This window comes from Marinobacterium sp. xm-a-152, from assembly GCF_013282965.1.
GTDB lineage: Bacteria > Pseudomonadota > Gammaproteobacteria > Pseudomonadales > Balneatricaceae > Marinobacterium_E.
This window is the reverse complement of record NZ_WBYI01000005.1, coordinates 117448-142360: the sequence shown is the minus strand read 5'-3', so window position 1 is coordinate 142360 and position 24913 is coordinate 117448. Positions and strand designations below refer to the sequence as shown.

At 50.4% G+C, this 24913-nt stretch carries 22 protein-coding genes and 1 other RNA gene; 22 read left to right on the top strand and 1 reads right to left on the bottom strand.

Going from position 1 to position 24913, the window contains the following annotated elements:
- The first annotated feature begins 30 nt into the window (after positions 1 to 30).
- An RNA gene (rnpB, locus tag XMA152_RS06320) (RNase P RNA component class A) lies at positions 31 to 381 on the top strand.
- A gap of 53 nt (positions 382 to 434) precedes the next feature.
- On the opposite strand, the gene XMA152_RS06315 is transcribed toward rnpB, so the two are convergent.
- A complete protein-coding gene (locus XMA152_RS06315; RefSeq protein ID WP_173481289.1) occupies positions 435 to 899 on the bottom strand; it encodes a cytochrome c in 465 nt (154 codons plus the stop codon).
- Positions 900 to 1034: 135 nt separating this feature from the next.
- Between XMA152_RS06315 and XMA152_RS06310 the strand changes: the two genes are divergently transcribed.
- From XMA152_RS06310 to lpxC, 21 genes are all read left to right on the top strand, one after another.
- The gene (locus tag XMA152_RS06310; protein ID WP_173483069.1) at positions 1035 to 1943 is read left to right on the top strand and encodes a homocysteine S-methyltransferase family protein; all 909 of its coding nucleotides are present in this window, start codon (positions 1035 to 1037) and stop codon (positions 1941 to 1943) included.
- Positions 1944 to 2127: 184 nt separating this feature from the next.
- Positions 2128 to 2952 (top strand): mannosyl-3-phosphoglycerate phosphatase, encoded by an 825-nt coding sequence (locus XMA152_RS06305; protein ID WP_173483068.1) that lies wholly within the window; start codon positions 2128 to 2130, stop codon positions 2950 to 2952.
- A 14-nt stretch (positions 2953 to 2966) separates the two neighbouring features.
- On the top strand, positions 2967 to 4193 hold the full coding sequence (locus tag XMA152_RS06300; RefSeq protein ID WP_173481286.1) for a glycosyl transferase: 1227 nt from the start codon (positions 2967 to 2969) through the stop codon (positions 4191 to 4193).
- 2 nt (positions 4194 to 4195) lie between these two features.
- Positions 4196 to 5938, top strand: a complete 1743-nt coding sequence (locus XMA152_RS06295; RefSeq protein WP_173483067.1) for an alpha-amylase family glycosyl hydrolase — start codon at positions 4196 to 4198, stop codon at positions 5936 to 5938.
- 67 nt (positions 5939 to 6005) lie between these two features.
- Positions 6006 to 6995 (top strand): 2-hydroxyacid dehydrogenase, encoded by a 990-nt coding sequence (locus tag XMA152_RS06290; RefSeq protein WP_173483066.1) that lies wholly within the window; start codon positions 6006 to 6008, stop codon positions 6993 to 6995.
- A gap of 9 nt (positions 6996 to 7004) precedes the next feature.
- Positions 7005 to 7961, top strand: a complete 957-nt coding sequence (locus XMA152_RS06285) for a D-2-hydroxyacid dehydrogenase (RefSeq protein ID WP_173481284.1) — start codon at positions 7005 to 7007, stop codon at positions 7959 to 7961.
- A 343-nt stretch (positions 7962 to 8304) separates the two neighbouring features.
- On the top strand, positions 8305 to 8760 hold the full coding sequence (gene mraZ / locus XMA152_RS06280; protein WP_173481283.1) for a division/cell wall cluster transcriptional repressor MraZ: 456 nt from the start codon (positions 8305 to 8307) through the stop codon (positions 8758 to 8760).
- A gap of 11 nt (positions 8761 to 8771) precedes the next feature.
- Entirely contained in the window at positions 8772 to 9710 is a 939-nt protein-coding gene (gene rsmH, locus XMA152_RS06275; protein WP_173481282.1) for a 16S rRNA (cytosine(1402)-N(4))-methyltransferase RsmH, read from the top strand.
- 74 nt (positions 9711 to 9784) lie between these two features.
- Complete coding sequence (gene ftsL, locus XMA152_RS06270) at positions 9785 to 10075, top strand: cell division protein FtsL (RefSeq protein WP_173481281.1); 291 nt, start codon at positions 9785 to 9787, stop codon at positions 10073 to 10075.
- Positions 10068 to 11777, top strand: coding sequence for a penicillin-binding protein 2 (locus tag XMA152_RS06265; RefSeq protein WP_173483065.1), 1710 nt, complete (start codon positions 10068 to 10070; stop codon positions 11775 to 11777). The genes ftsL and XMA152_RS06265 overlap by 8 nt, the downstream gene beginning before the upstream one ends.
- A complete protein-coding gene (locus tag XMA152_RS06260; protein ID WP_254443123.1) occupies positions 11774 to 13267 on the top strand; it encodes a UDP-N-acetylmuramoyl-L-alanyl-D-glutamate--2,6-diaminopimelate ligase in 1494 nt (497 codons plus the stop codon). Before XMA152_RS06265 ends, XMA152_RS06260 begins: the two co-directional genes overlap by 4 nt.
- A complete protein-coding gene (murF, locus tag XMA152_RS06255; RefSeq protein WP_173483064.1) occupies positions 13264 to 14625 on the top strand; it encodes a UDP-N-acetylmuramoyl-tripeptide--D-alanyl-D-alanine ligase in 1362 nt (453 codons plus the stop codon). Before XMA152_RS06260 ends, murF begins: the two co-directional genes overlap by 4 nt.
- Position 14626: 1 nt before the next feature.
- On the top strand, positions 14627 to 15709 hold the full coding sequence (mraY, locus tag XMA152_RS06250) for a phospho-N-acetylmuramoyl-pentapeptide-transferase (RefSeq protein WP_173481278.1): 1083 nt from the start codon (positions 14627 to 14629) through the stop codon (positions 15707 to 15709).
- A gap of 8 nt (positions 15710 to 15717) precedes the next feature.
- Positions 15718 to 17079, top strand: a complete 1362-nt coding sequence (gene murD / locus XMA152_RS06245) for a UDP-N-acetylmuramoyl-L-alanine--D-glutamate ligase (protein WP_173481277.1) — start codon at positions 15718 to 15720, stop codon at positions 17077 to 17079.
- Positions 17070 to 18326, top strand: coding sequence for a putative lipid II flippase FtsW (ftsW, locus tag XMA152_RS06240; protein ID WP_173483063.1), 1257 nt, complete (start codon positions 17070 to 17072; stop codon positions 18324 to 18326). Before murD ends, ftsW begins: the two co-directional genes overlap by 10 nt.
- Positions 18313 to 19392, top strand: a complete 1080-nt coding sequence (murG, locus tag XMA152_RS06235) for an undecaprenyldiphospho-muramoylpentapeptide beta-N-acetylglucosaminyltransferase (protein ID WP_173483062.1) — start codon at positions 18313 to 18315, stop codon at positions 19390 to 19392. Before ftsW ends, murG begins: the two co-directional genes overlap by 14 nt.
- A complete protein-coding gene (gene murC / locus XMA152_RS06230) occupies positions 19389 to 20822 on the top strand; it encodes a UDP-N-acetylmuramate--L-alanine ligase (protein WP_173481274.1) in 1434 nt (477 codons plus the stop codon). Before murG ends, murC begins: the two co-directional genes overlap by 4 nt.
- 5 nt (positions 20823 to 20827) lie before the next feature.
- Complete coding sequence (locus tag XMA152_RS06225) at positions 20828 to 21778, top strand: D-alanine--D-alanine ligase (RefSeq protein WP_173481273.1); 951 nt, start codon at positions 20828 to 20830, stop codon at positions 21776 to 21778.
- A 2-nt stretch (positions 21779 to 21780) separates the two neighbouring features.
- Positions 21781 to 22638 carry a cell division protein FtsQ/DivIB gene (locus tag XMA152_RS06220; RefSeq protein WP_371813287.1) on the top strand — a complete coding sequence of 286 codons (858 nt, stop codon included), beginning with the start codon at positions 21781 to 21783 and terminating at the stop codon, positions 22636 to 22638.
- 93 nt (positions 22639 to 22731) lie between these two features.
- Complete coding sequence (gene ftsZ, locus XMA152_RS06215) at positions 22732 to 23883, top strand: cell division protein FtsZ (RefSeq protein WP_173483061.1); 1152 nt, start codon at positions 22732 to 22734, stop codon at positions 23881 to 23883.
- 100 nt (positions 23884 to 23983) lie between these two features.
- On the top strand, positions 23984 to 24898 hold the full coding sequence (gene lpxC, locus XMA152_RS06210) for a UDP-3-O-acyl-N-acetylglucosamine deacetylase (RefSeq protein ID WP_173481271.1): 915 nt from the start codon (positions 23984 to 23986) through the stop codon (positions 24896 to 24898).
- The last annotated feature ends 15 nt before the right edge of the window (positions 24899 to 24913 follow it).

The following is a 24913-nucleotide window of genomic DNA, read 5'->3' as shown; positions in this document are numbered from 1 at the left end:
GGCCGTTTCGAAGCGTGCTATGCTTCACTCTGAGTCTTTTAGACAGTCGCCGCTCTGCTTGCAGAGGGGAGGAAAGTCCGGGCTCCATAGGGCAAAGTGCCAGATAACGTCTGGGCGGCGTGAGCCGACGGAAAGTGCAGCAGAAAGTATACCGCCTAAGCGCTTCGGCGCCGGTAAGGTTGAAAAGGTGCGGTAAGAGCGCACCGCGTGGGTGGCAACACTCCACGGCGATGGTAAACCCCACTCGGAGCAAGACCAAATAGGGACCTGTTAGGCGTGGCCCACGCTAGGTCCGGGTAGGTCGCTGGAGGTTAGGAGTGATCCTAATCCTAGATGAATGACTGTCCACGACAGAACCCGGCTTATCGAAAGACTCACCCAATACCAAAAAGGCCGCTCTCAAATAGAGCGGCCTTTTTATTGGTCACTACCGCCTAATCTTTATATTTTTTATGGCACTCTATGCACTGGTTTCTAAGGCTGTGCAGTGTGTCTTGAAAACGCTTCAGATCGTTTGGAGTCTCTTCTGAAAGTTGCTCGGTGGTTGCAACAAACTCCGCCATCATCGATTGAAATTCAGAACCCTCGCTCCAGATCGATGCATTAGCATCACCCCAGGGGGCTTTAGGTTCAAACTGGGAAGCTAAGGGCTGTGTCGCTTTGACTAGATTGGCCGAATACTTCTTGATCAGCTCTGGCTGAAAAGAGATTCGCTCTTTGGCCATATCGTCCAGTGGTGAAAAATTACGCCGTACCTCCTTAAAGCTGTCAGTACGAAGCGAATGCCACTCTCTAAAATACTTCCCATCGGTCTCTTGGGTGTAGTGTTGGTAACCCAAAACGGATAAACCGATCATTGCCAGTAAACCGATCGTGATGATGGATATTTTTCTGTTCATGTCATTTGCCTGAATTGAGCTCTATTCATAGATTACAAATTTCGCTAGGGTAGCAACCCGTTTAGCTTTTGTGCCGTATACGATACCTCATGCGTAGCCGTTCAGGCAGATAATTTAACAATAGGTGTTAGGGTTTTGGTTAACGTTGGTTTTTTGGATGGTGGTGTAGGTCAGGAGATCTTTCAGCGTGCGGGCAAGCCACGTCACGCTCTCTGGTCTGTCGAAGTTATGATGAACCAGCCTGATATTGTTCGTCAGGTGCACTCGGATTATCTTAATGCTGGTGCGAGAACACTCTGTCTAAATACCTACACCGCGACCCCAACTCGTCTCAAGCGAGCGGGTGTCACTCATCCTATTGAGTCCATCTACAGCTTGGCCAGCAAAACGCTAGAATCCATTCGTGAATCCTCTGACACTCATTTTGATATTGCAGGTGTGTTGGCTCCGATTGAGGGGAGCTATTTACCCAATCCGCCACGCAGCTACCAAAGCCTGTTAGATGAGTTTCGATTGATCTGTGCGCTGCAGCCAGAGGTTGATCTGTTAATGATCGAAACGATGAGCAACTCCACTGAAGCGCGTGCTGCATGCCGGGCTGCACAAGAGACCGGTAAGCCTTTTACTCTTGGTATCCGTGTTGAACCCAATGGTCTGTTGAGATCAGGGGAGTCGATAGAAGATCTCTTAACCGCTGTGAAAGAGTTTGATCCCAATGGGTACTGGATCAACTGCTCTGCACCCGAGGAGGTGCCTGCAGCATTGAAACAGATCGCTGACCATCACAAACCCTTTGGTGCCTACGCTAATGGCTTCTCATCTGTTGAGCCCCTGGCTGCTGGTAACTCGGTCGCCGAGTTGATGGAGCGTAAAGATCTTACCCCGCATCAGTATGCCGAACTGGCGCTGGATTGGTTTGAAACGGGTGCTCGGTTAATCGGTGGTTGTTGCGCGATCTCTCCCAAGCACATGCAGCAGACGGCCGAGTTGCTCTCTCTTCAGGGTGCGCAGTTGGTGCCGGTCTCACAGATCCTGAAACCCTAACCGCTACTAAGCCACTAGGCGGTCGTTAGGTGCGCACCATCATGGTGCATAACTCTGCCCATTGACTGTGCATTTTTGGTGCGTACTCTCAATCTGTTTATATTTTATCCTATAAAAACAAAGGTTTATAATTTCTGGTACCCTGTTTGCAGTAGCTTCATAACGAATACTTAGATGAACTGTTATGAGTCGACTACTGCTCTCTACCGATCTGGATGGAACCCTTCTAGATCACTACACCTATAGTGCCGCGCCCGCGGACACACTCTTTCCGCTATTAAATCGGCTGAATATCCCTTGGATTTTCAATACCAGTAAAACAGCACCTGAGTTGATTGCGCTGCGAAGCCAGTTGGCCAACTCACACCCCTTCAGTGTCGAGAACGGTGGAGCTATTTATCTGCCCAAGGGGAGTCAGTTAGCAGCTGATTGGGAGATGCAAGAGCACCTCGGGTTTAACGTCATCAATCTTGGCCTGACACGCTCTGAAATTTTGTCACGAGTTGAGCCTTTCAGATCGCAGTTCAACTTCTATGGTCTTTCGGAGATCTCTGCTGATGAGATGGCTGCTTTGACCGGGCTCTCGCTTGAACGGGCTCAGTTAGCTCTGGATAGGAACTTCAGCGAACCCCTGGTCTGGAGAGACTCTGAAGAGCAGCTTCAACGTTTTGCGCTATCTCTAGCGAAGGTGGGTATCCAAGTCGTTAAAGGGGGGCGTTTTGTCCACCTGCAAGGTGAAGTATCAAAAGCGCTCTCTCTTGCGTGGTTGATCGATCAGTATAAAACGCTTTGGAACAGTAGTGTCGAGAGTGTTGCGCTGGGTGATGGTGAGAACGATCGCGCGATGCTTGAGATGGCGGATATTGCCATACAGGTTCGATCTCCCGTTCATAGCTTTCCAGTTATTAATGCCTCAGGTGAGGTGATTCAAACAGATCTTTGCGGGCCAGAGGGTTGGTATCAAGCGGTTAAGGCCTTGATCACTGATCGATTCCCCGATGCATTTTAATTTAGGAGTATTTCATGGGCGATTTTTATCAAAACGGTATCATTACAACGCTGCATAATTTGTCAGATAGACCGGTTGAAGCGCTTGAATCAGAGTTGATGGAGTTCTCTAAGCAGCGGCCAATGGGGTTGATCCTACCCTGTCTCTACTCGGAGTTGGAGACCGAAGCGATGCCCAATATTCTTGAGCATCTAAAGCAGGTCCCCTACCTGTCACAGATCGTGATCGGTCTAGATAGGGCCGATGAACAGCAGTACCGTGATGCCTTAAAATTTTTCTCCGATCTTCCACAAAATACCAAAGTGCTCTGGAATGATGGCCCACGTCTGCGTGCCGTTGATGAGATTTTGCAAAGTCATCAGCTATCCCCCGATCAACCCGGTAAGGGGCGGAATGTTTGGTTCTGCATGGGTTATGTATTGGCATCGGGTGTTGCCGAGTCTGTGGCAATGCACGACTGTGATATTTTGACCTACGATCGTTCTCTGCTGGCGCGACTTATCTACCCGGTTGCCAACCCCAACTTCAACTACGAGTTCTGTAAGGGGTTCTATGCGCGGGTGGCTGACGGCAAGATTAATGGTCGTGTCAGTCGATTGTTGGTTACCCCGCTGTTAAGAGCACTGAAGAAAGTGTGTGGGCCTCTCGATTATCTGGAGTATCTAGACAGTTATCGCTACCCCTTGGCGGGCGAGTTTTCGTTCAGACGCGATGTGATGAATGATATTCGTATCCCATCCGATTGGGGTCTGGAGATTGGCGTATTAAGTGAGATGACTCGCAACTACTCCAACAACCGCCTCTGTCAGGTTGATATTGCCGACATCTACGATCACAAACATCAGGATATCTCGCTCGATAATGAGAATGCCGGACTCTCTAAGATGTCGATCGACATTACCAAAGCGGTGTTCAGAAAGTTGGCGACCAATGGCATTGTCTTTAATCAAGAGACCTTCCGAACCATTAAAGCGACCTACTTCCGGATTGCTCTCGATTTTGTAGAGACCTATCGAAACGATGCTTTGATCAACGGTTTGAAGTTAGACGTTCATCACGAGGAGCAGGCTGTTGAGCTGTTCGCTCAGAACATTATGAAGGCGGGAACTCACTTCTTGGATCATCCAATGGAGACCCCCTTTGTACCAAGCTGGAACCGCGTGATCAGTGCCTGCCCAGATGTGCAGCAGATGATTTTAGATGCGGTCGAAGCGGATATGAGCGAATTTGGGGAGGGTTGATCATGGTGATACTAAACCACACTCCGCTTGAGCAACGCGTAGCCGCACATCTAACGGCACTCTTCCCTGATAAGGATGTTCATGAGCTGACCCGGCAGTGTCTAAAGGTTATGAAGATCTCGGTGGATACCCCCTCTCCTGAACCACATCGAAATATATGGGATCAGTCTGATGTCATGCTGATCACTTATGCTGACTCGCTTAGGAAAGAGGCTGAAGTGCCCCTTAAGACATTGAATGACTTTGTAAAGAGTCGTCTTTCAGAGAGCATCTCGGTGGTTCATCTGCTGCCATTCTTTCCATTCAGTTCCGATGATGGCTTCAGTGTTATGGACTACACCACGGTCAATCCCAGCTGTGGAGATTGGTCTGATATCCGTTCCATGACCCAATCTTTTAAGGTTATGGGTGACCTGGTCATCAATCACTGCTCAAGTCGCAGCCTCTGGTTTGAGAACTACAAAAAAGGGATCGATCCAGGGGCGGGTTACTTTTTTGAAGCCGAGCCTGAATGGGATCTGTCGCAGGTGGTTCGCCCCAGAACTTCGCCTCTTCTTAAAGAGGTACGTACTGTGAATGGCGAGAAGCACGTTTGGTGCACATTCAGTCATGATCAGGTCGATCTAGATTTTACTAATCCAGATCTGCTGCTAGAGATTCTCTCGATCATACATCTCTATCTGGAGCAGGGGATACGTTGGTTCCGCCTCGATGCGGTGGCTTTTTTGTGGAAGGTGCCTGGCACCAGCAGTATCAACTTGCCAGAGACTCATGAGGTGATACGGCTGCTACGACTGCTCATAGAGCACCACTCACCGGACGCCGTCATCATTACCGAGACCAATATTCCCAACTCGGAAAACCTCACCTACTTTGGTAACGCTAATGAAGCGCATCTGATTTATAACTTTTCCCTCCCTCCGTTACTGATTAATACCCTGGTGACAGGTGATTGCACTCATTTGAAGCAGTGGTTGATGACTATGCCTCCTGCCCAATATGGCACAACCTATCTCAACTTTATCGCGTCACATGATGGTGTTGGCTTGCGACCGACTGAAGGGCTGCTGAGCGAATGGGAGATCGACAACCTAATTGGCACCATGCAGAGGTTTGGTGGTCGAGTCAGTTGTCGAACGGACGCCGAAGGAAACTCCAAGCCTTATGAGATCAATATTAGCCTTTGGAATGCTATGGCTGGCACGCATCAGTCGGGTCCTGATGGGCTTCAGTTTGCACGCTTTATCTGTGCAGCAGCAGTAATGATGGCGCTCGAGGGTGTTCCGGCTTTCTACATTCATTCATTGTTAGCGACAGAAAATGATGTCGAACGCATCGAGCACACGGGTAGCTTTAGGTCGATCAATCGTCATGTGTGGGATGCTGATCGATTGGAACAACAGCTCTCTGCAGAGACCCATCACAAAAAGGTGTTCGAAGCGATGCAGGCTCTGCTGAAGGTTCGTCGCAAGCAGCCGGCCTTTCACCCCAACGCGACCATGTACACCTTGCACACAGGGGAATCGCTGTTTGCATTCTGGCGTCAAAGTATCAATCGCTCCCAGAGTATTTTTGCCGTCTATAACATCACCAATGAGCCGCAGACCTTTAATTTGTCGCAGTTGAACCTGGTGATCACCGATGAGTGGACAGATCTCGTTAGTGGAGAGGTGTTTGATGACCGGCTGGCACAAGTGACACTGCGCCCCTATCAATATCTTTGGTTGACCAATAAACCAGCCTAATTCTTTCAGTAATTTGGCACATCGCATAAGCTTGACCTATTAGGGGTTGAGTAGAGCGATGGTGCCAATGAAAGCCATAGTGTTTAGTGCTAGAAAAGATGAGAAGAGTTACCTGATCGACGCCTTTGAGGCTTCAGGTCATGAGGTGATGTTTGAAGAGGTACACCTTAATCGAAAAACTGCCGAGTTGGCGGCCGGTTTCGATGCTGTTGTCGTGTTCGTCAATGATCAGTTGGATGAGTCTTGTCTTGAGAGGCTGGCAGAGCTCAGCGTTAAAACAGTGGCGCTTCGTTGCGCGGGTTATAACAACGTCAATTTAGATGCTGCTAAACGGCTTGGTTTATCGGTTGTACGAGTGCCGGCCTATTCGCCATATGCGGTAGCCGAGCATGCTTTAACGCTTCTGATGACACTCAATCGACACGTTCACAAAGCCTACAATAGAGTGCGAGAGGGTAACTTTTTGCTGGATGGCTTGGTGGGGCGTGATATTCATCGCAAGACGGTTGGGGTAGTCGGCACCGGTAATATTGGTTCAGTCTTCTGCCAAATTATGAGGGGCTTTGACTGTCGTCTGTTAGCCTATGATCCTAATCCCTCTCAAGATCTAATCGAGCAGGGCGTTGAGTACGTAGAGCTTGATAGCTTGCTGGAACAATCAGATTTTATATCCTTGCACTGTCCGCTCACGGCTCAGACGCATCATCTGATTAGTGAGCGTGCATTGGCACTGATGAAACCTAAGGCTATGTTGATCAATACCTCTCGTGGAGGTCTGGTCGATACCAAGGCGGTTATCAATGCACTTAAACAGGGTGGGTTGTCGGGTCTAGCTATCGATGTTTATGAAGAGGAGGCGGATCTCTTCTTTGAAGATCAGTCTAATCGGGTCATTGCGGATGACGATCTGATGCGCTTGATGACCTTTCCCAATGTGATAGTGACCGGGCATCAGGCCTTTTTGACCGAAGAGGCATTAACTAACATTGCTCAGACAACGGCGAACAATCTAACCTGTCTGGAGCAAAACGCCTCTTGTGAGAACCAGCTTGTTTGAAGGTAACCCATGATAAAAACCGTTTTTCTTGATCGATCAACGCTTGGTCCGACGGTCTCAATAACCAAGCCAAGTTTTGAACATGATTGGATTGAGTACGATCGCACCGCTCAGTCTGAAGTGGTCGAACGTCTGCGAGGCGCCCAGATTGCGATCTCTAATAAGGTGCCTATTCGTGCCGAGGCTTTTGAGCAACTGCCTGACTTAAAGTTGATTGCCGTTGCTGCGACAGGTTATGACGTGATTGATGTGGAAGCTGCTCGTGCCCATGGGGTTAGTGTGGTGAATGTTCGTGGCTATGCGACTAATACCGTCCCTGAGCATGTGTTAGCCCTTATGTTTGCACTGCGTCGTTCCATTGTTGGTTATCGCCAAGATGTTATTGATGGTGAGTGGCAGAGAGCTCAGCAGTTCTGCTTTTTTAACCACCCGATCAAAGACCTTGCTGGTACAACCATGGGAATCGTCGGTCGGGGTGCATTGGGTAGCGCTCTGGGGCGTCTCTGCTCGGCACTTGGCATGAAGGTTCTCTATTCTGGACGTAAAGGTGAACAGAACCCGCCTGAGGGTTATACCCCCTTCGATCAATTTCTAGCTCAAAGTGATGTGATCTCACTTCACTGCCCGCTGACCCCGGAAACGCGCGGATTGATTGGTGCAGATGAGTTTGCGCAGATGTCTCGACAACCTATTCTGATCAATGCTGGTCGGGGTGGTTTGGTGGATGAACAGGCGTTAGTTGAAGCGATAAACAGTCAGCAGATTGCAGCAGCGGGCTTCGACTGCTTAACCTCTGAGCCAATCAACGACGACCACCCGTTTCACGCTATCCTCACCAGGCCAAATGTCATAGTGACACCTCATGTTGCCTGGGCAAGTGAAGAGGCGATGCAGACTTTATGGGATCAGTTGATCGGTCATATCGATAATTTTCACAAAGGTGAGCCAAGCAATTTGGTGAACTGATTCTCCTCTCTGGAAGATGTTCTCATGGCGGATGTCAGGCTGAAGGCCTGACACCGTCACTCCGTAGTTATTTTCTTGCACCGGCGACTGGCTTTAGCCTGTCACCCGCTCTCTTATTACGCGCGATATTTCTACTACCGCCCCGCTTTTACACCCCTAATAGATGAATTTATATCCACTTTTTTGAAGTTGCATTGCAGCTTGTGTGGGTCTATAGTGGCGTGGAGTGGTAAAAAGTGGGTTAAAGTGGGTCATAGTGGAGAAATGGTGGGGGAGCCGGCTCTTCGCGTGAGTGGCGATTTAAGTCGCAACTCAAGAGATTCACAGATAGGAGTGGTAACGAATGTTCCGTGGGGTCAACAAAATCAATTTGGATGCGAAGGGGCGCATGGCATTGCCTGCGCGCTATCGCGACCAAATTGCAGACTGCTGCGAGAACCAGTTAGTAGTTACCATCGATACAGAAACTCGCTGTCTACTTCTCTATCCGTTACCGGAGTGGGAAACCATTGAGAAGAAGATTGAGTCTCTACCAAGCTTTAACCCCGCGGCCCGCCGCATCCAGCGTCTGTTGATAGGTCATGCTACTGATCTTGAGCTGGATGCGAACGGCCGTTTTCTATTACCACAACCCCTTCGTGAATATGCGCAGATGGACAAGAAGTTGGTGCTTCTTGGTCAGGGCCGCAAATTTGAGATCTGGAGCGAAGACCAGTGGTTAGCCGCTCGAGATCAATACCTGGCTGAGACCGATGAGTCGAGCGCTCTGCCAGATGATCTTCAAACGCTTTCGCTTTAGGGGGTGACTCAATGAGTGACTCTTTCAAGCACATCACAGTCCTTCTGAACGAAGCGGTCGACGCGCTGGTGCAAGATCCAGCTGGAATTTATGTCGATTGCACCTTTGGTCGTGGCGGCCACAGTGCGTTGGTGTTAGAGAGATTGAATGAAGAGGGTCGTTTAATTGCTATCGATAAAGACCCTGAGGCGATCGCTTTTGCTCATCAACGTTTTGCGGATGAGCCGCGTTTCTCAATTGAGCATGGCTCCTTCTCACGACTTCAATCCTTTATCGAAGCGCGTGGTTTAACGGGCAAGATTTCTGGCGTTTTGATGGATCTGGGTGTTAGCTCACCGCAGCTGGACGATCCCAAGCGTGGCTTCAGCTTCCAGAATGATGGTCCATTAGATATGCGGATGGATACAACGTCTGGCGAGAGTGCCGCGGACTGGATCAATCGTGCCTCTGAAAAAGAGATCGCCGATGTTCTATTTACCTATGGCGAAGAGAAGTTTGGTCGTCGCATGGCGGCGGCGGTTGTTCGTGAGCGAGAGATAGAGCCTATAACCACAACGGCTCGTTTGTCCTCGATCATTGCAGAAGCTAACCCTAAATGGGAGAAAGGCAAGAACCCAGCGACTCGTGCCTTTCAGGGGATTCGAATTCATATCAATAAAGAGCTTGAAGATGTTGAGCAGGTTCTTGATCAATCCCTAGAGGTGCTTGCTGTTGGTGGGCGTCTTGCAGTCATCAGTTTCCACTCGTTAGAAGATCGAATTGTTAAGCGCTTTATTCGTACTTATGTGAAAGGGGATGAGCATCTTCCTGCAGGTATACCGGTTACGCAGGATATGTTGAATCAACGGCTGAAGGCGATTGGTAAGGCGGTCAAAGCGGGCAAGGATGAGGTGTCTGATAACCCACGCTCCCGAAGTGCGGTGATGAGAATAGCGGAGAAACTCAAATGATCCCATTCTCTATACCCTTCAAGGATAGGCTGGCCATAAAGCAGAAGCCAAAGCAACAAACTAAAGAGCTGCCCATGTTAGAACTTGGTCAGCTTTTTGCACCTCTGGTCTCTGGCTTTTTATTGATTGCTTTCATCTTTATCTCAGCCTTGGCGGTGATCTACACCGCTTACGACTACCGTCGTCTGTTCAATCAGCATCAGGTCCTGGTGCGTCAAAGTGACGAGCTACGCATTGAGTGGGGGCAGCTGTTGCTAGAGCAGTCGGCTTGGGGTGCAAACAACCGAGTTGAAGTGTTGGCAGAGCAGCGCTTAGGCATGAAGATGCCTAAAGCTAATGAGATTAGGCTGGCGATCGATGAGTAACGAAGAGGTGGTACAGACTCAAGCGGCAAAAGGCTGGCGGCTGTGGTTGGTCTTCATTGCGCTCGTGCTAATCTCTGGTGTGATTGTCGCTAAGATGGTGTCGCTCTATACAGCGGAGCAGGCGTTTCTGCAGAAGCAGGGTGATGCTCGATCGCTTCGCACTCGCTTAACGCCTGCGCATCGCGGCTTGATTACCGATCGCCATGGTGACCCCTTGGCGGTCAGTGCACCGGTGGCGACCATTTGGGCTGACCCTAAAGAGACTGATCTACAAAATTCAAACTTGCCTCAGTTGGCTCGTCTGTTGAGTCTTAACCCGCAATCACTACTCAACTCTCTAAAAGAGAATCCATCACGCCGCTTCATGTACCTTAAACGACAGGTGACGCCTGAATTGGCAGAGCATGTGAATGATCTCAATATTCGTGGTATCCATGTCGATCAAACCTTCCGTCGCTTCTACCCGACCGGCGAAGTGTCAACTCACTTAGTTGGGTTCACAAATGTGGACGGAAAAGGGCAAGAGGGCTTTGAGTTGGCCTTTGATGAGATGCTGCATGGCGAACCTGGTCGAGCGCTGGTTCTTCAGGATCGCAAGGGACGCACCATCAAACACCTAAAATCTCTGCAGGAGGCAGATCCAGGTGAAGATTTAGCGCTCAGTATCGATCTGCGTTTACAGTATTTAGCCTACCGTGAGCTCAAAGACGCGGTTCAGACGCATAAGGCCGATTCGGCATCGGCAGTTATTCTCGATGCTCGTACTGGTGAGGTATTGGCCCTAGTTAATCAGCCCTCTTACAACCCGAACGATCGCCGAAATTTAAACCCTATCGGGCTGCGTAATCGTGCAGTTACCGATATTTTTGAACCGGGCTCAACGATGAAGCCGATCACAGTTGCCGCCGCCTTAATGAGTGGCGATTACCAGTTTGAAGATGTGATCGATACCTCCCCAGGTTATATCCGAGTTCGAGGTTCATCCATTCGTGACCACCGTAATTACGGTGAATTGGATATGACAGGCATCATCACCAAATCGAGTAACGTCGGTGTCGTTAAGCTGGCGCTATCGATGGAGAGTGACGCGGTTCGTAACCTGATGTTTAACATGGGACTGGGTCAGCCCACCAATACCGGTTTTCCAGGCGAGCGCTCAGGTGTGCTGCCTTTCCTAAGTGAACGTCAAGAGGTAGAACGTGCGACCTTGTCCTACGGATATGGTCTATCGGTGACGCCGCTGCAGTTAGCTCAATCGTACATTCCCTTCGCGAATCGGGGCGTCAAACTGCCTGTATCACTTTACAAGTTGGACGAAAAGCCCAAGGGTGAGCGCGTGATGCCAGCCGAGGTGGCTACCCAGGTGCTTGGCATGATGGAAACGGTTGTTACGCCAATTGGTACGGCTAAACAGGCCGCAGTGACCGGCTACCGTGTTGGGGGTAAGACGGGTACAGCTCACAAAGCCGTTGCTGGCGGTTACGCAGAAGATGCCTATGTCTCAGTATTTGCCGGCATCGCACCGATCAGTGATCCTCGAATTGTCATGGTGGTGATGGTCGATAACCCTAAAGGCCAAGAGTATTACGGTGGTGCGGTGGCTGCGCCCGTCTTTTCACGAGTGATGGGCGGTGTGCTGCGCTTAATGAATATCCCACCCGATAACTGGGAAGAGGCAAGTATGCAGGTGGCCTCAAAATGACCCAGTTATCAATGCAGTGGAATCTTAATGAACTCCTAATGCCATTTGGCCTAAGGAGCTCTGAGGTTTCTGTTACGCGACTATCGCAAGACAGTCGTGAAGATCAGACCGGCTCTCTGTTTGTGGCGCGTTCGGGTGCCAACTACAGTGCATGCGATTTCGCTGAGCAGGCCGTTAACAAGGGCGCTAAAGCGGTTATATTGCAGGGTACGGCAGCTGAGGCATCTGAGTTAGCTGAAAAACTGAATGTCGAGGTGATCGCTTGGCAGCCTGAGATCTGCTCTTTGGCTCAGTTGGCTGATCGCTTTTACCGATCACCCTCTCGTTCGATGACGCTGGTCGGTATTACCGGTACCAACGGTAAAACTTCCTGTGCTCACTTCCTCGTTCAACTGCTCTCACAATTGGGCCGTCGAGCCGCTATGTTGGGCACAATTGGTATTGGCTTTTTAGACGATCTTAAGGTCTCTAGTCATACCACGCTGGATCCGATTGCCTTGCAAAGAACTCTGGCTGAGTTGCTTGAAGCGGGCGCTGACAGCGTAGTGATGGAGGTGTCGAGCCACGCCATTGATCAGGGGCGAATCGATCAGCTAGCCTTTGATTTAGTGGCCTACACCAACCTGTCACGTGACCACCTGGACTACCACGGTTCGATGGAAGCTTATGCCGCCGCCAAAGCGAAGTTGTTTGACGCCTATGGGGCACCGCTGCAATTGATTAATGCCGATGATGAGTACGCGGTAACTTTGTTAAATAGGCCAACCGACGCAAGGCGCTTAAGCTTCTCTACGACATCGAAATCAGCGGATGTCGCTTCGTACGACCCTAAGTTTAGTGCCAAAGGACTCTCATTTACGCTAGAGATGATGGATCAAACCATCAGGGTAGACGCACCACTGATGGGTAGCTTTAACCTCTCCAATCTGACTCTGGTGATCGGTGCAGCGGCGATGCTGGGTTATGACCTAAGTGATGTAGAGCGATCTGTCTCTAAAGTTCAGCCGGTGCCGGGTCGTATGGAAGTAGTCTCTAACGCAACCGAGCCTTGTGTCATCGTTGATTATGCCCACACGCCGGATGCGTTAGAGAAAGCGCTAACCGCCTGTCGAGAGCATTTGGCCGGTGGCGAATTGCTGACTCTGTTTGGCTGCGGCGGTGACCGTGATCGTGGAAAACGCCCAATGATGGCAGCCATTGCCGAGCAGTTGGCGGATCGGATTTGGGTGACCAGTGACAACCCTCGCACCGAAAACCCTCAAGCGATTATTGATGAAGTGATGCAAGGTTTTGCTGGCGTTAAGCCTGTCTTTGAAGTGATCGGTCGTGCCGATGCGATTGATCAGATTATTGCTCAGGCATCGGTTAACGACATCGTTTTGATCGCCGGTAAAGGTCACGAAGATTATCAAGAGATCAATGGCGAACGCCTGCCCTTCTCAGATCAAAAACAGGCTCTGTCAGCATTGAGAGGAGGTGTCACACTATGATGCGCGATTACTCTCTGATAGAGCTTGCGGCCGTATTAAACGCTGAACTTAAAGGTTCAGATACAAAGATTGAACGTGTGATTACTGACAGTCGCAAAGCCTGTTCGGGTGATCTCTTCGTCGCTCTAAAAGGAGAGCGATTTGATGCTCATGCGTTCGTTGAACAGGTTAGTCAGCAAGGTGCATCGGCCGCTGTTGTCGATCATCCACTCGAGCTGCCTATTGCTCAGCTAGTCGTAGCCGATCCCCGAATAGCATTGGGACAACTGGGTGCACTGAATCGTCAGCAATTTTCTGGTCAGTTGGTTGCTGTGACAGGAAGTGCCGGTAAAACCAGTGTTAAAGAGATGCTCGCATTGATGTTCTCCTCGCTGGCGCCCACTTTGGCTACTCAGGGCAATTTGAATAATGACATTGGTGCACCACTGACCCTGCTTGAGCTCTCACCCGATCATCAGTTTGCAGTGATTGAATTGGGTGCTAGCGCAGTCGGTGAGATCGATTACACCGCTGCACTGACTCAGCCAAATATCGCCATTCTTAACAATGCAATGGAAGCCCATGTAGAGGGGTTCGGTAGCCTTGAGAATATCGTGCAGGCTAAGTCAGAGATCTATAACGGCCTCGTTGAGAGCGGAGTCGGAATCGTTAATTTAGATGATCCGCATGCCCAGGTTTGGACAGATAAGCTGGATCGTTTGAATAAGCGCTGGATCGGTTTTGGTTTGAATGAATCGGCAGAGTTATCCGCAACGAATCTGAGAGTGAATGACCAGGGTTGCTTTGGATTTACTCTGACATATCAAGGCAATCAATACGCTGTTCAGCTCTCTGTTATGGGGCGTCACATGGTCTTCAATGCGCTTGCAGCCCTTGCTGCTTGGGTCGCTTCGGGTCAGCCCATTGCCAGCGCAATCAAACCGCTGCAAAACTACACAGGGTTCAAGGGGCGCCTGCAGGTTCATTCACTCAAGCCCTCTCTTGCATTGATTGATGACTCCTACAACGCTAGCCCTTCCGCCGTTAAAGCCGCCATCGATACTCTGATGACTCTGGATGGCGAGCACCTGCTTGTCCTCGGAGATATGGCCGAGTTGGGTGCTGACGCGGAGGCGCTTCATTCAGAGATCGGTCGTTATGCCAAGCAGCAGGGGGTTGATCGTCTGATGGCAACGGGTCCTCTGATGGCCAATGCGGTGTCAGCTTTCGGCGAAGGGGCGAGTCATTTCGCTTCGCGTGATGAATTGATTACTGAGTTAACACATAACCTGCCTAAAGAGGGTGCTCTGCTGGTTAAAGGTTCACGAAGTGCAGCGATGGATCGTGTCGTCGATGCACTAATAGAGATGGAAAAATAGTATGTTGGTCTACTTAGCAGATTACCTTTCTCAGTTTTATAGCGGCTTCAATGTCTTCAAGTACATTACGCTGCGCGGCATTATGGGTGTGTTAACGGCCCTCGCCATGGCGCTTTGGATGGGACCTCACCTGATTAGAAAGCTTCAGATAAAACAGATAGGACAGGCTGTTCGCAACGATGGGCCAGAGTCACACCTAAGCAAAGCTGGCACACCGACTATGGGCGGTGCGCTGATTATTCTAGCGATTATCACCAGTACCTTACTCTGGTCAGACTTAACGAACCCCTATGTTTGGGTGACGCTGTTTGTACTGGTGGTGTTTGGTGCTGTTGGCTGGGTGGATGACTGGCGCAAAGTCATTGAAAAAGACTCACGAGGTCTGCCTGCAAAGTGGAAATACCTGTGGCAATCTGTGGGCGGTGCCGCGGCCGCTGTGGCGCTCTTTTGGTTGGCCGAAACACCCGCTGAAACCGATCTCTTGATTCCGTTCTTCAAAGATACCGCGCTGTCACTGGGTCTGCTTTTTATACCCTTCGCCTATTTTGTCATTGTCGGAAGTTCCAACGCAGTCAACCTAACCGATGGTTTGGACGGCTTAGCCATTCTTCCGACGGTTATGGTGGCCGGTGCACTGGCGGTTTTTGCCTACCTGACGGGTCACGTTAAGTTTGCAGAGTACCTCAATATCCCTTACATCCCTGGCGCCGGTGAGTTGATCATTCTGCTCGGCGCCATTATTGGTGCCGGTTTAGGATTCCTCTGGTTTAACACCTACCCAGCGATGGTCTTTATGGGCGATGTAGGTGCACTCGCGCTAGGCGCTGTATTGGGTGTGGTCGCGGTTATTGTTCGCCAAGAGCTGGTACTTCTCATTATGGGCGGAATTTTTGTGCTGGAAACGGTCTCAGTCATTCTGCAAGTGGCGTCGTTCAAATTGACGGGGCGTCGCATCTTTAGAATGGCTCCAATCCATCACCACTTTGAGTTGAAGGGTTGGCCTGAGCCACGAGTCATCGTCCGTTTCTGGATCATCAGTTTTGTACTGGTGTTGATCGGCTTAGCCTCATTGAAAATACGATAGGAAATAACGTGTCACTGATTACCAGCGATAAGCGCAGAATCATTATTGGCCTAGGTCAAACTGGCCAGAGCATCGCACGCTTCTTTGCAAGTCGTGGTCTGCCGTTTGCCGCTTGTGATACCCGTGAGACAGCTGCTGCAATTGATGCATTCCGTCATCAGTACCCTGAAGTTGAGCTACAAACCGGTCCGCTCAATGGTGAATGGCTGAGTCAGGCAGATGAGCTAGTGATCAGTCCAGGTGTCGCTAAAGATCAGCCTGCGATTCAGGCAGCCATAGCATCGGGTGCTAAATTGATCGGTGATATTGATCTGTTTGCTCGCGAGGTAACGGCTCCGATCATTGCGATTACCGGTTCCAATGGTAAAAGTACCGTTACGACGCTAGTTTGGCAGATGGCAGTCGATGCTGGATGTCGTGCAGAGATTGGCGGCAATATCGGTATTCCGGTTCTGGATCTATTAGCCAAGCCGGCTGCCGATCTCTATGTTTTAGAGCTCTCCAGTTTTCAGCTTGAAACCACGCATGATCTCAAAGCATCAGCTGCGACCGTATTGAACATGTCGGCAGATCATATGGATCGTTATGACGGTATGCAGGGGTATCATGCAGCGAAACACCGCATCTATCGCCACTGTCAGCAGGCGATTTTTAATCGTGAAGATGCTCTTTCAAGACCTCTAGTACCGAACAGTACTAAACAGACCTCCTTTGGTTTGGGAGCGCCCGACCTTAATCAGTACGGCCGATTGATGGTTGAGGGTAAGCCTTGGTTAGCAAAAGGTGCTGAGGCCCTTATGCCAGTTGCCGATATGAAGATGCGTGGCGAACACAATGAGTTGAACGCATTGGCGGCTCTGGCTCTGTGCGAATCTCAGGGACTGAAACTATCGTCCCTTTTAAAGACCCTGTCTCAATTCCCGGGACTCGAACACCGCTGTCAGTGGATTGCAGAGCGAGAGGGTGTCAGCTGGTTCAACGACTCTAAAGGGACTAATCTTGGCGCTACACTGGCTGCCGTTGTGGGTCTTGGAGAGACGCAAGAACGCACACACTCATTAATCTTGATCGCGGGTGGACAAGCTAAAGGTCAGGATTTTTCGGGCCTAAAACTACCTAGCCAACGCTACTTAAAATCACTCATTCTGATCGGGGAAGATCGCCAACAGATGGCCGATGAGATCGGTTTTGAAGCAACCTGTTTTGCCGATTCATTGATGGACGCAGTGCGTTTGGCTGAGTCTCAAGCAGAGTCGGGTGATGCGGTTCTGTTATCCCCAGCTTGTGCAAGTTTCGATATGTTCACAGGGTTTGAAGATCGTGGTCATCAGTTTGTGGCGGCCGTGAGAGAGGTGTTGTCATGCGATTAACACTTCCCCATTTTAGTAAGCTTTGGAATTTTAAATTGCCTGCGGAGCTGCGTGTTCCTCAGGGCACTTTACCTTTCGATCCACTGTTGATGATGAGTATGCTAGCACTGATGCTGACAGGCCTTGTCATGATCTCTTCAGCCTCTATGGATGTTGCAGCGGCTAAATTTGGTGGGCCATTCTTCTTCATTTTTAGGCACGGCCTATTTGTTGTGGCAGCGCTGTTAGTGGTTGCACTGCTGGTGAGAATTCCCATTACTGTATGGGAGCGTTTCTCAGTCTGGCTGCTCTTCTTGGGACTGTTGTTGCTGTTGATTGTTTTAGTGCCTGGCATCGGTCGCGAGGTCAATGGTAGTCAGCGTTGGATAGGACTGGGTAGCTTCAATCTACAGGCCTCAGAGGTCGCTAAGGTCTGTATGGTGATGTTTATTGCGGGCTATCTGGTGCGCCGTCTACACGAGGTTAGATCGACTTGGAAGGGGGTTGTGAAACCTGCTATTCCACTGGCGTTCTATGTTTTTGCACTCTACCTAGAGCCGGATTACGGTGCCATCGTTGTTACAACTGCAACGGTTATGGGCATGATCTTCCTGGGTGGAATGCGACTGTTACAGTTAGTTACTGTTGTTGGCGTTGTCGGAGTGTTGGTCGGTGCGATGGCGTTGACTCAAACTTACCGTTTGAAACGTCTGCAGTCTTTCTCGGATCCTTGGGCGGATCCATACGGTGCTGGCTATCAGCTCTCTCAAGCGCAGATCGCTTTTGGTCGCGGAGAGTGGTTTGGAACCGGTCTTGGTAACAGCGTACAAAAACTCTTCTACCTACCCGAAGCCCATACAGACTTTGTCTACTCAGTACTCGCGGAAGAGCTCGGGCTGATCGGTGCCATGGCGGTTGTTGTTCTCTATGTGGTTTTAATCGCTCGAATCTTCTTGATCGGTCGCCAGGCTGAGAAGCAGCAACGCTTTTTTATGAGCTACATCTCCTACGGTTTCGGCTTCATTCTTGCGGGTCAGGCGATGATCAATATCGGTGTGAACGTGGGCGCCTTGCCAACCAAAGGTCTGACACTGCCGCTGATGAGTTACGGTGGTTCATCACTGATTATCTGTGCGGCGATGATCGCCATCGTGCAGCGCGTCGATTATGAACTGAAACGTGAGCGCCTGGGTATGAAGCCCGTTGAGAGCCGTTGGAGTCGATTCTGGTCACGCTGGACACAGGAGGCCTCTCATGAGTCAGTCTAAACGCCTACTCATTATGGCCGGCGGTACCGGCGGGCATGTCTACCCAGCACTTGCCGTGGCTGATCTGTTGCGTGCTGAGGGTCACCAGGTGGAGTGGTTAGGTTCTGTTCGTGGCATTGAGAATCGAGTGGTCCCTGAAGCGGGCATTAGGTTGCATGCCATTAACGTCTCAGGCCTAAGAGGGAAAGGCAAACTGAGCCTTATTGCTGCGCCTTTCAAATTAATTAAAGCGCTATGGCAGGCCTTCAAGGTAGTGAAGCAGGTTCAGCCAGATGCCGTTCTGGGTATGGGTGGTTTTGCGTCGGGGCCTGGAGCCCTGGCCGCTTGGCTACTCAATAAGCCTCTAGTGATTCATGAGCAAAATGCGGTCGCTGGATTGACGAATACACAGTCTCGTCGATTTGCTAAACGTGTACTCCAAGCCTTTCCCAACGCCTTTAAATCGGGCGCACAAGGTGAAGTGGTCGGTAATCCTATTCGTGGCCCTATCTTGGATGTTGCAGCGCCTGATAAACGGTTTGCAGGGCGAAGCGGGGCTATCAATTGCCTAGTAGTGGGGGGCAGTCTGGGTGCATTAGCGATCAACGACTTGGTACCTCAAGCTGTGGCTAGATTGTCATCTGAAGAGCGCCCCAATCTGTGGCATCAATCAGGACCAACGCACATTGAGCGTTGCCAACAGGCTTATGCTGATGCAGGTGTTGATGCCGAGGTCGTGCCCTACATTGAATCCATGGATGAGGCTTATGCCTGGGCCGATCTGGTGATCTGCCGAGCGGGGGCATTAACCGTCTCTGAAATTGCTATAGCCGGTGTGCCTGCTCTGTTTATTCCCTTTCCTCATGCGGTTGATGACCATCAAACAGCAAACGCTCAGTATTTGGTTGACGCAAAGGGTGCAGACCTAATTGCACAAAAGAATTTAACAGCCGAGGGACTCTCTCAATGGCTGAAACAACATCAATCTCGAACCGATCTGTTGGCCATGGCTAACGCTTCGCGTTCTCAGGCGAAACCAGACGCAACCCGTCAGGTCGCTGATATCTGTTTGGAGGTGGCCCTATGAGCCCAAAAGCCGGACATCGTAAAGAGTATGAAGTGCCAGAGATGCGCCGTATTAACCGAATCCACTTTGTGGGCATCGGTGGTGTGGGTATGTGTGGCATCGCCGAAGTGTTATTGAACCAGGGTTATGCTATTTCCGGTTCTGATATCCGTGAGTCGGCAGTGACCAATCGACTTCAGTCACTCGGCGCGACCATTTTTATTGGCCATGCGGCTGAGAATGTCGAGGGGATAGATGTCCTAGTCACCTCAACAGCGGTCGATCAAACCAACCCAGAAGTTGCTCGCGCCAAAGAGCAGTTAATACCGGTGGTTCGTCGTGCTGAAATGTTGGCCGAGTTGATGCGCTACCGCCATGGGATTGCAGTGGCAGGCACACACGGTAAAACAACGACGACCAGCTTAGTTGCTTCTATTCTCGCAGAAGCCAATCAGTCCCCCACCTTCGTGATTGGCGGTCGTCTAACCAGTGCAGGCACTAATGCTCAGCTTGGACGCAGTCGCTACTTAGTCGCTGAAGCGGATGAGTCTGATGCCTCATTCCTGCACCTGCAGCCGATGGTGGCGATTGTCACCAACATTGATGCTGATCATATGGATACCTACGATGGCGACTTCGGCAAGTTGAAGCAGACCTTTATCCGTTTTCTGCAGAATCTTCCATTTTACGGACTGGCCGTTATGTGTATCGATGATCCCGTCGTGCGCGAATTGATGCCAGAGGTTGGGCGACCCATGCTTAGTTATGGCTTCTCCGAGGATGCCGACTTCCAAGCTTATGACCTAGAGCAGAATGGACTGCAGAGCCGTTTTAAGGTGAGACGTCCAGGTGGACTAAGTCATCTTTCGGTCTGTCTAAATATGCCAGGACGCCACAACGTGTTGAACGCACTCGCGGCGATTGCCGTGGCAACGGATGAAGAGATCGACGATGCCGCGATCTGTCGAGCATTGGAGAAGTTCGAAGGCGTGGGCCGTCGTTTCCAGGTGTTGGGTGAGCTGCCACTAGAGAGTGGTAGCGTGACACTGGTTGATGATTACGGTCACCACCCACGTGAGGTGCAGGCGGTTATCAGTGCGGTCGAAGAGGGCTGGCCGGGTCGTCGCTTAGTGATGGTCTATCAGCCTCACCGCTACACACGTACGCGTGATCTCTATGAAGATTTTGTTCAGGTGTTGCAACGTCCCGATCAGCTACTGCTGCTTGAGGTCTATGCAGCCGGTGAGGAGGCGATTCCAGGCGCGGACACACGTTCCCTCTGCCGTTCTCTGCGTCAACGTGGCAAAGAGCCCATTTTTGTTGAATCAAATGAGCACATAGCCGAGATGTTGAAAGAGGTTCTGCAACCGGGTGATCTGCTTCTGACTCAGGGTGCAGGGAACATCACAACGCTGGCTCACCAGCTACGTGAACACTGGGGTGAGGTCTAAGTCTGATGGCTGAATCGATTACTAAATACTCCAAACAAGAGCTGCAAAGCCTAGGTCGTGTCGCCGTTATCATGGGTGGCAATGCGTCAGAACGTCAGGTATCTCTGAACAGTGGTAATGCGGTATTAGCGGCGCTGCAGAGTGCCGGTGTCGATGCGTTCGCACTGGATTTGACAGGTAATGGACAGAACCCATTAACTCAATTAGTCGAAACCGAATTTGATCGCGCGTTTCTGATTGTCCACGGGCCTGGTGGAGAAGATGGCCAGCTACAAGGCGCTCTTGAACTGATTAATAAGCCTTACACCGGCAGCGGCGTCGCAGCCTCTGCGGTGGGAATGGATAAGATGCGCACCAAGCAGCTCTGGTTAGGTGCCGGTCTACCCACTCCAGCCTATGCGTCGCTTTGCCCAAGCAGTGACTTTGATCAGATCGTTGAGGATCTCGGACTGCCTCTGATGGTGAAACCCGCTAATGAGGGGTCGAGTATTGGCATGAGTCGTGTCAGCAGCGCTCAAGAGTTACGTGATGCTTATGCTGTGGCGGCTCAGTTTGATAGCCGAGTGATCGCCGAACAGTGGGTCAATGGTCCTGAGTTCACCGTCGCAATTCTAAATGGCCGTGCACTGCCCATTATTCGCCTTGTGACACCCCATGAGTTTTACGACTTCGATGCTAAGTACCAAGCGAATGACACTCAATACCTGTTTGATACCGGTTTGGATAACGAGCAGATCGAAGAGATGCAAGGTCTGGTTGAGCAGGCTTTCCATGTAGTCGGTTGTAGTGGTTGGGGGCGCGTGGATTTGATGATGGATCAAGCGGGTCGGTTTCAGTTGTTAGAGGTAAATACCACACCGGGTATGACCGATCACAGTCTGGTGCCTATGGCGGCAAAACAGGCCGGAATTAGTTTTAGTGAACTCTGTGTCGAAATTGTGATGGAGGCTCGATAGTCGTGGCCTTCAGCCTACCTTGGAAAAAAACGATCCCCACTCAAGTGGCTGAGATCGTTGAGACTCAACAGTCAGCTGCGCAAGAGGCGGAGATCCTCTTTGAGCGAGCTGATCGTTTGGTTGAGTCCGAGGTGGCAAATGAGTCGGATTGGATCTGGAAGCCGGTGTTGGTACTGACCATCTGCTGGATTTTGCTGTCACTGATATTCACAGCGATTCGCGAGTATACCCAGTGGTTGAATCGTCCTGTAGAGACCGTTGTTGTCGATGGAGCAACCCGTCACATCGATAAAACTGTCATCGCGAATCAGGTAGCAGCGGGTATCAATGGACGCATTTTGGAGCTCGACCTTGGCGCCATTCAAGAGCGACTTGTTGAGGAGCCATGGATCAATGAAGTTGAGGTGCGCCGAGCTTGGCCACCGGCTTTACAAGTGAAGTTGATTGAAGAGGTTCCTGTTGCACGTTGGGGAAATCGAGGCTTATTGAATCACCAGGGTGACATCTTCTGGCCAGAGAGGGTCGATGCTTATCACGCCCTGCCCGAGTTGTCAGGACCGTCCCACGAGACGGTTCGAATTATGCAGCAGTTTAGGGATCTAAACTCACTGTTTATTCGATCGGGTATTACCTTGGCTGGACTGGAGTTGGAGTCTCGAGGTGCTTGGACACTGCATCTCAATAATGGAATCAAAGTGGTCGCAGGTCGAGATGACCTGATGCCCAGACTAAGGCGCTTCATACAGGTCTATGAAACGCAGCTGGTTAAGCAGCAAGAGTCAATTGAAGAGGTTGATATCCGTTACACCAATGGTGTGGCGGTTAAATGGAAAAAGGGTTCAGGAACCAAGCGTTCCTAAAACAGGTTTTCACGACTCAATCAGCAGAATTTGAGCGAGGGTATTTAAATGCTTCATCTCTATTGGGGAATAGAGTTGAAAGGGGGAGAGAAGATGTTTCAGTTAATTGATCAGGCTGCAGAAGGCGCAAAGATCAAAGTGGTCGGCATCGGGGGTGGCGGCGGTAACGCGGTTGCTCATATGCGTACACAAGCCATGGATGGGGTTCAGTTTATCTGTGTGAATACTGATGCCCAGGCGTTGAGTGATATTACTTTGAGTGAGGCGCTGCACATTGGTCGCGAAACGACCAATGGTCTTGGCGCAGGTGCTAATCCAGAGGTTGGGCGTGCCGCGGCTCAAGAGAGTCGAGCTGCGATTGCTGAACAGTTGGCGGGTGCCGATATGGTGTTCATTACGGCCGGCATGGGCGGTGGTACAGGTACCGGGGCAGCGCCAGTGGTTGCCGAGGTTGCACGTGAATTGGGTGCGCTGACGGTTGCGGTCGTGACTAAGCCGTTTAAGTTTGAAGGCAAGAGCAGAATGCGCATTGCGGATCAGGGTATCTCTGAGCTTAAAGAAGCGGTTGACTCGTTGATTATAATTCCCAACGAGAAGTTGATGAGCGCGCTTGGTAGTAAGGTGACGTTGATCAAAGCCTTTGCGGAAGCCAATAATGTTCTTAAAGGGGCGGTCGAGGGCATCTCTGATCTGATCACTCGTCCTGGTATGATCAATGTCGACTTTGCCGATGTACGTACTGTGATGACAGAGATGGGCATGTCGATGATGGGCACTGGCCGAGCATTAGGTGATGAGCGTGCTCGAATTGCGACAGAGCAGGCGGTTCAAAGTCCTCTTTTAGAAGGGGTTGATCTTAAAGGGGCTAAGGGTGTCTTGGTCAATGTAGCGGCAGGCAAAGATCTAAGCCTGGGTGAGTTTTCGGAAGTGGGTGATCTGGTTGCAGAGTACGCCGCTGAAGATGCCACTATCGTGGTCGGCACGGTAGTCGATGAAACTCTGGGAGACGAGATTAAGGTTACGGTTGTAGCAACAGGGTTAAGTTCTACTCAGCAGAGCGTTATACCGGAACCTGTGTTGGTTGTTGAAAACAGAGAGCCTAAAGCGAAATTGGACATCAATACGTTCGAGCTTCCGGAGATTCTGAAGCGAACTAATCTTGAAGCTCTGCTGGATAAGCCGGAGCCTGAAGATCCCTACGCGGATCTCGATTACTTAGATGTTCCGACCTATCTTCGTCGCTGAACGGAACCTGAATATTTTTTGAGTAAACGCTAGGAAGCGGGGTGGCTTTCCTTTATGATGTGCTGTTAATACGTCATAACTGGATTGGTTGCCCCCGCGGATGATTAAACAGCGCACACTCAAAAACAGCATTAAAGCGACAGGTATCGGCCTGCATTCAGGTCAAAAAGTCTACCTGACCTTGCGCCCAGCCCCTGTTAATACGGGTATTATCTTCCGTCGTGTGGATCTTGATCCCGTGGTTGAAATCCCTGCTGTTGCGCACAATGTCTCTGACACCACGCTGTCTACCAACATCTCTATGGGCGGCGCTCGTGTCGCGACGATTGAGCACCTTCTATCTGCTCTGGCGGGACTTGGTATCGATAATGCCTACATCGAGTTGAGTGCTGAAGAAGTCCCTATTATGGATGGCAGTGCCGCTCCTTTTGTTTTCTTGGTTCAGTCTGCCGGTATTGAAGAGCAGAACGCGCCTAAACAGTTCATCCGTATCCTTAAAGAGGTTCAGGTTGAACACGAAGGTAAGATTGCTAAATTCCTTCCGTTCAATGGATTTAAAGTCGGCTTTCAGATTGAGTTCGATCACCCAGTATTTGAAAACCGTACTCAGCATGCTGCCCTCGATTTTTCGAGCACCTCCTTTGTTAAAGAGGTGGCACGTGCGCGTACTTTTGGTTTTATGCGTGATATCGAATACCTACGTTCTCAAAACTTGGCGTTGGGTGGCAGCTTTGATAACGCAATCGTTGTTGATGACTACCGTATCCTCAATGAAGATGGCCTTCGTTACGAAGATGAGTTCGTTAAGCACAAGATTCTTGATGCAGTCGGTGATCTCTACCTACTCGGTAAGAGCTTGATCGGTGAGTTCTACGGCGATAAATCAGGTCACTTCCTGAATAACCGTCTGCTTCGTACGCTTCTAGAAGATGAATCTGCATGGGAAGTGGTGACCTTCGAAACTGACGATCACAAAGCCCCCATTTCATATCAGCGTCCAGCAGCTGCTGTCTGATTGAACAAAACATGT

What these genes read in the sequence shown, in the direction of transcription:
- XMA152_RS06300 (WP_173481286.1), top strand. Translation starts at nt 2,967, where the DNA reads ATGGGCGATTTTTATCAAAACGGTATCATTACAACGCTGCATAATTTG.
- ftsW (WP_173483063.1), top strand. Translation starts at nt 17,070, where the DNA reads ATGCGATTAACACTTCCCCATTTTAGTAAGCTTTGGAATTTTAAATTG.
- XMA152_RS06260 (WP_254443123.1), top strand. Translation starts at nt 11,774, where the DNA reads ATGACCCAGTTATCAATGCAGTGGAATCTTAATGAACTCCTAATGCCA.
- XMA152_RS06315 (WP_173481289.1), bottom strand. Translation starts at nt 899, where the DNA reads ATGAACAGAAAAATATCCATCATCACGATCGGTTTACTGGCAATGATC.
- XMA152_RS06290 (WP_173483066.1), top strand. Translation starts at nt 6,006, where the DNA reads ATGAAAGCCATAGTGTTTAGTGCTAGAAAAGATGAGAAGAGTTACCTG.
- ftsL (WP_173481281.1), top strand. Translation starts at nt 9,785, where the DNA reads ATGTTAGAACTTGGTCAGCTTTTTGCACCTCTGGTCTCTGGCTTTTTA.
- XMA152_RS06295 (WP_173483067.1), top strand. Translation starts at nt 4,196, where the DNA reads ATGGTGATACTAAACCACACTCCGCTTGAGCAACGCGTAGCCGCACAT.
- ftsZ (WP_173483061.1), top strand. Translation starts at nt 22,732, where the DNA reads ATGTTTCAGTTAATTGATCAGGCTGCAGAAGGCGCAAAGATCAAAGTG.
- XMA152_RS06305 (WP_173483068.1), top strand. Translation starts at nt 2,128, where the DNA reads ATGAGTCGACTACTGCTCTCTACCGATCTGGATGGAACCCTTCTAGAT.
- rsmH (WP_173481282.1), top strand. Translation starts at nt 8,772, where the DNA reads ATGAGTGACTCTTTCAAGCACATCACAGTCCTTCTGAACGAAGCGGTC.
- XMA152_RS06265 (WP_173483065.1), top strand. Translation starts at nt 10,068, where the DNA reads ATGAGTAACGAAGAGGTGGTACAGACTCAAGCGGCAAAAGGCTGGCGG.
- murC (WP_173481274.1), top strand. Translation starts at nt 19,389, where the DNA reads ATGAGCCCAAAAGCCGGACATCGTAAAGAGTATGAAGTGCCAGAGATG.
- mraZ (WP_173481283.1), top strand. Translation starts at nt 8,305, where the DNA reads ATGTTCCGTGGGGTCAACAAAATCAATTTGGATGCGAAGGGGCGCATG.
- XMA152_RS06225 (WP_173481273.1), top strand. Translation starts at nt 20,828, where the DNA reads ATGGCTGAATCGATTACTAAATACTCCAAACAAGAGCTGCAAAGCCTA.
- XMA152_RS06285 (WP_173481284.1), top strand. Translation starts at nt 7,005, where the DNA reads ATGATAAAAACCGTTTTTCTTGATCGATCAACGCTTGGTCCGACGGTC.
- mraY (WP_173481278.1), top strand. Translation starts at nt 14,627, where the DNA reads ATGTTGGTCTACTTAGCAGATTACCTTTCTCAGTTTTATAGCGGCTTC.
- murF (WP_173483064.1), top strand. Translation starts at nt 13,264, where the DNA reads ATGATGCGCGATTACTCTCTGATAGAGCTTGCGGCCGTATTAAACGCT.
- murG (WP_173483062.1), top strand. Translation starts at nt 18,313, where the DNA reads ATGAGTCAGTCTAAACGCCTACTCATTATGGCCGGCGGTACCGGCGGG.
- lpxC (WP_173481271.1), top strand. Translation starts at nt 23,984, where the DNA reads ATGATTAAACAGCGCACACTCAAAAACAGCATTAAAGCGACAGGTATC.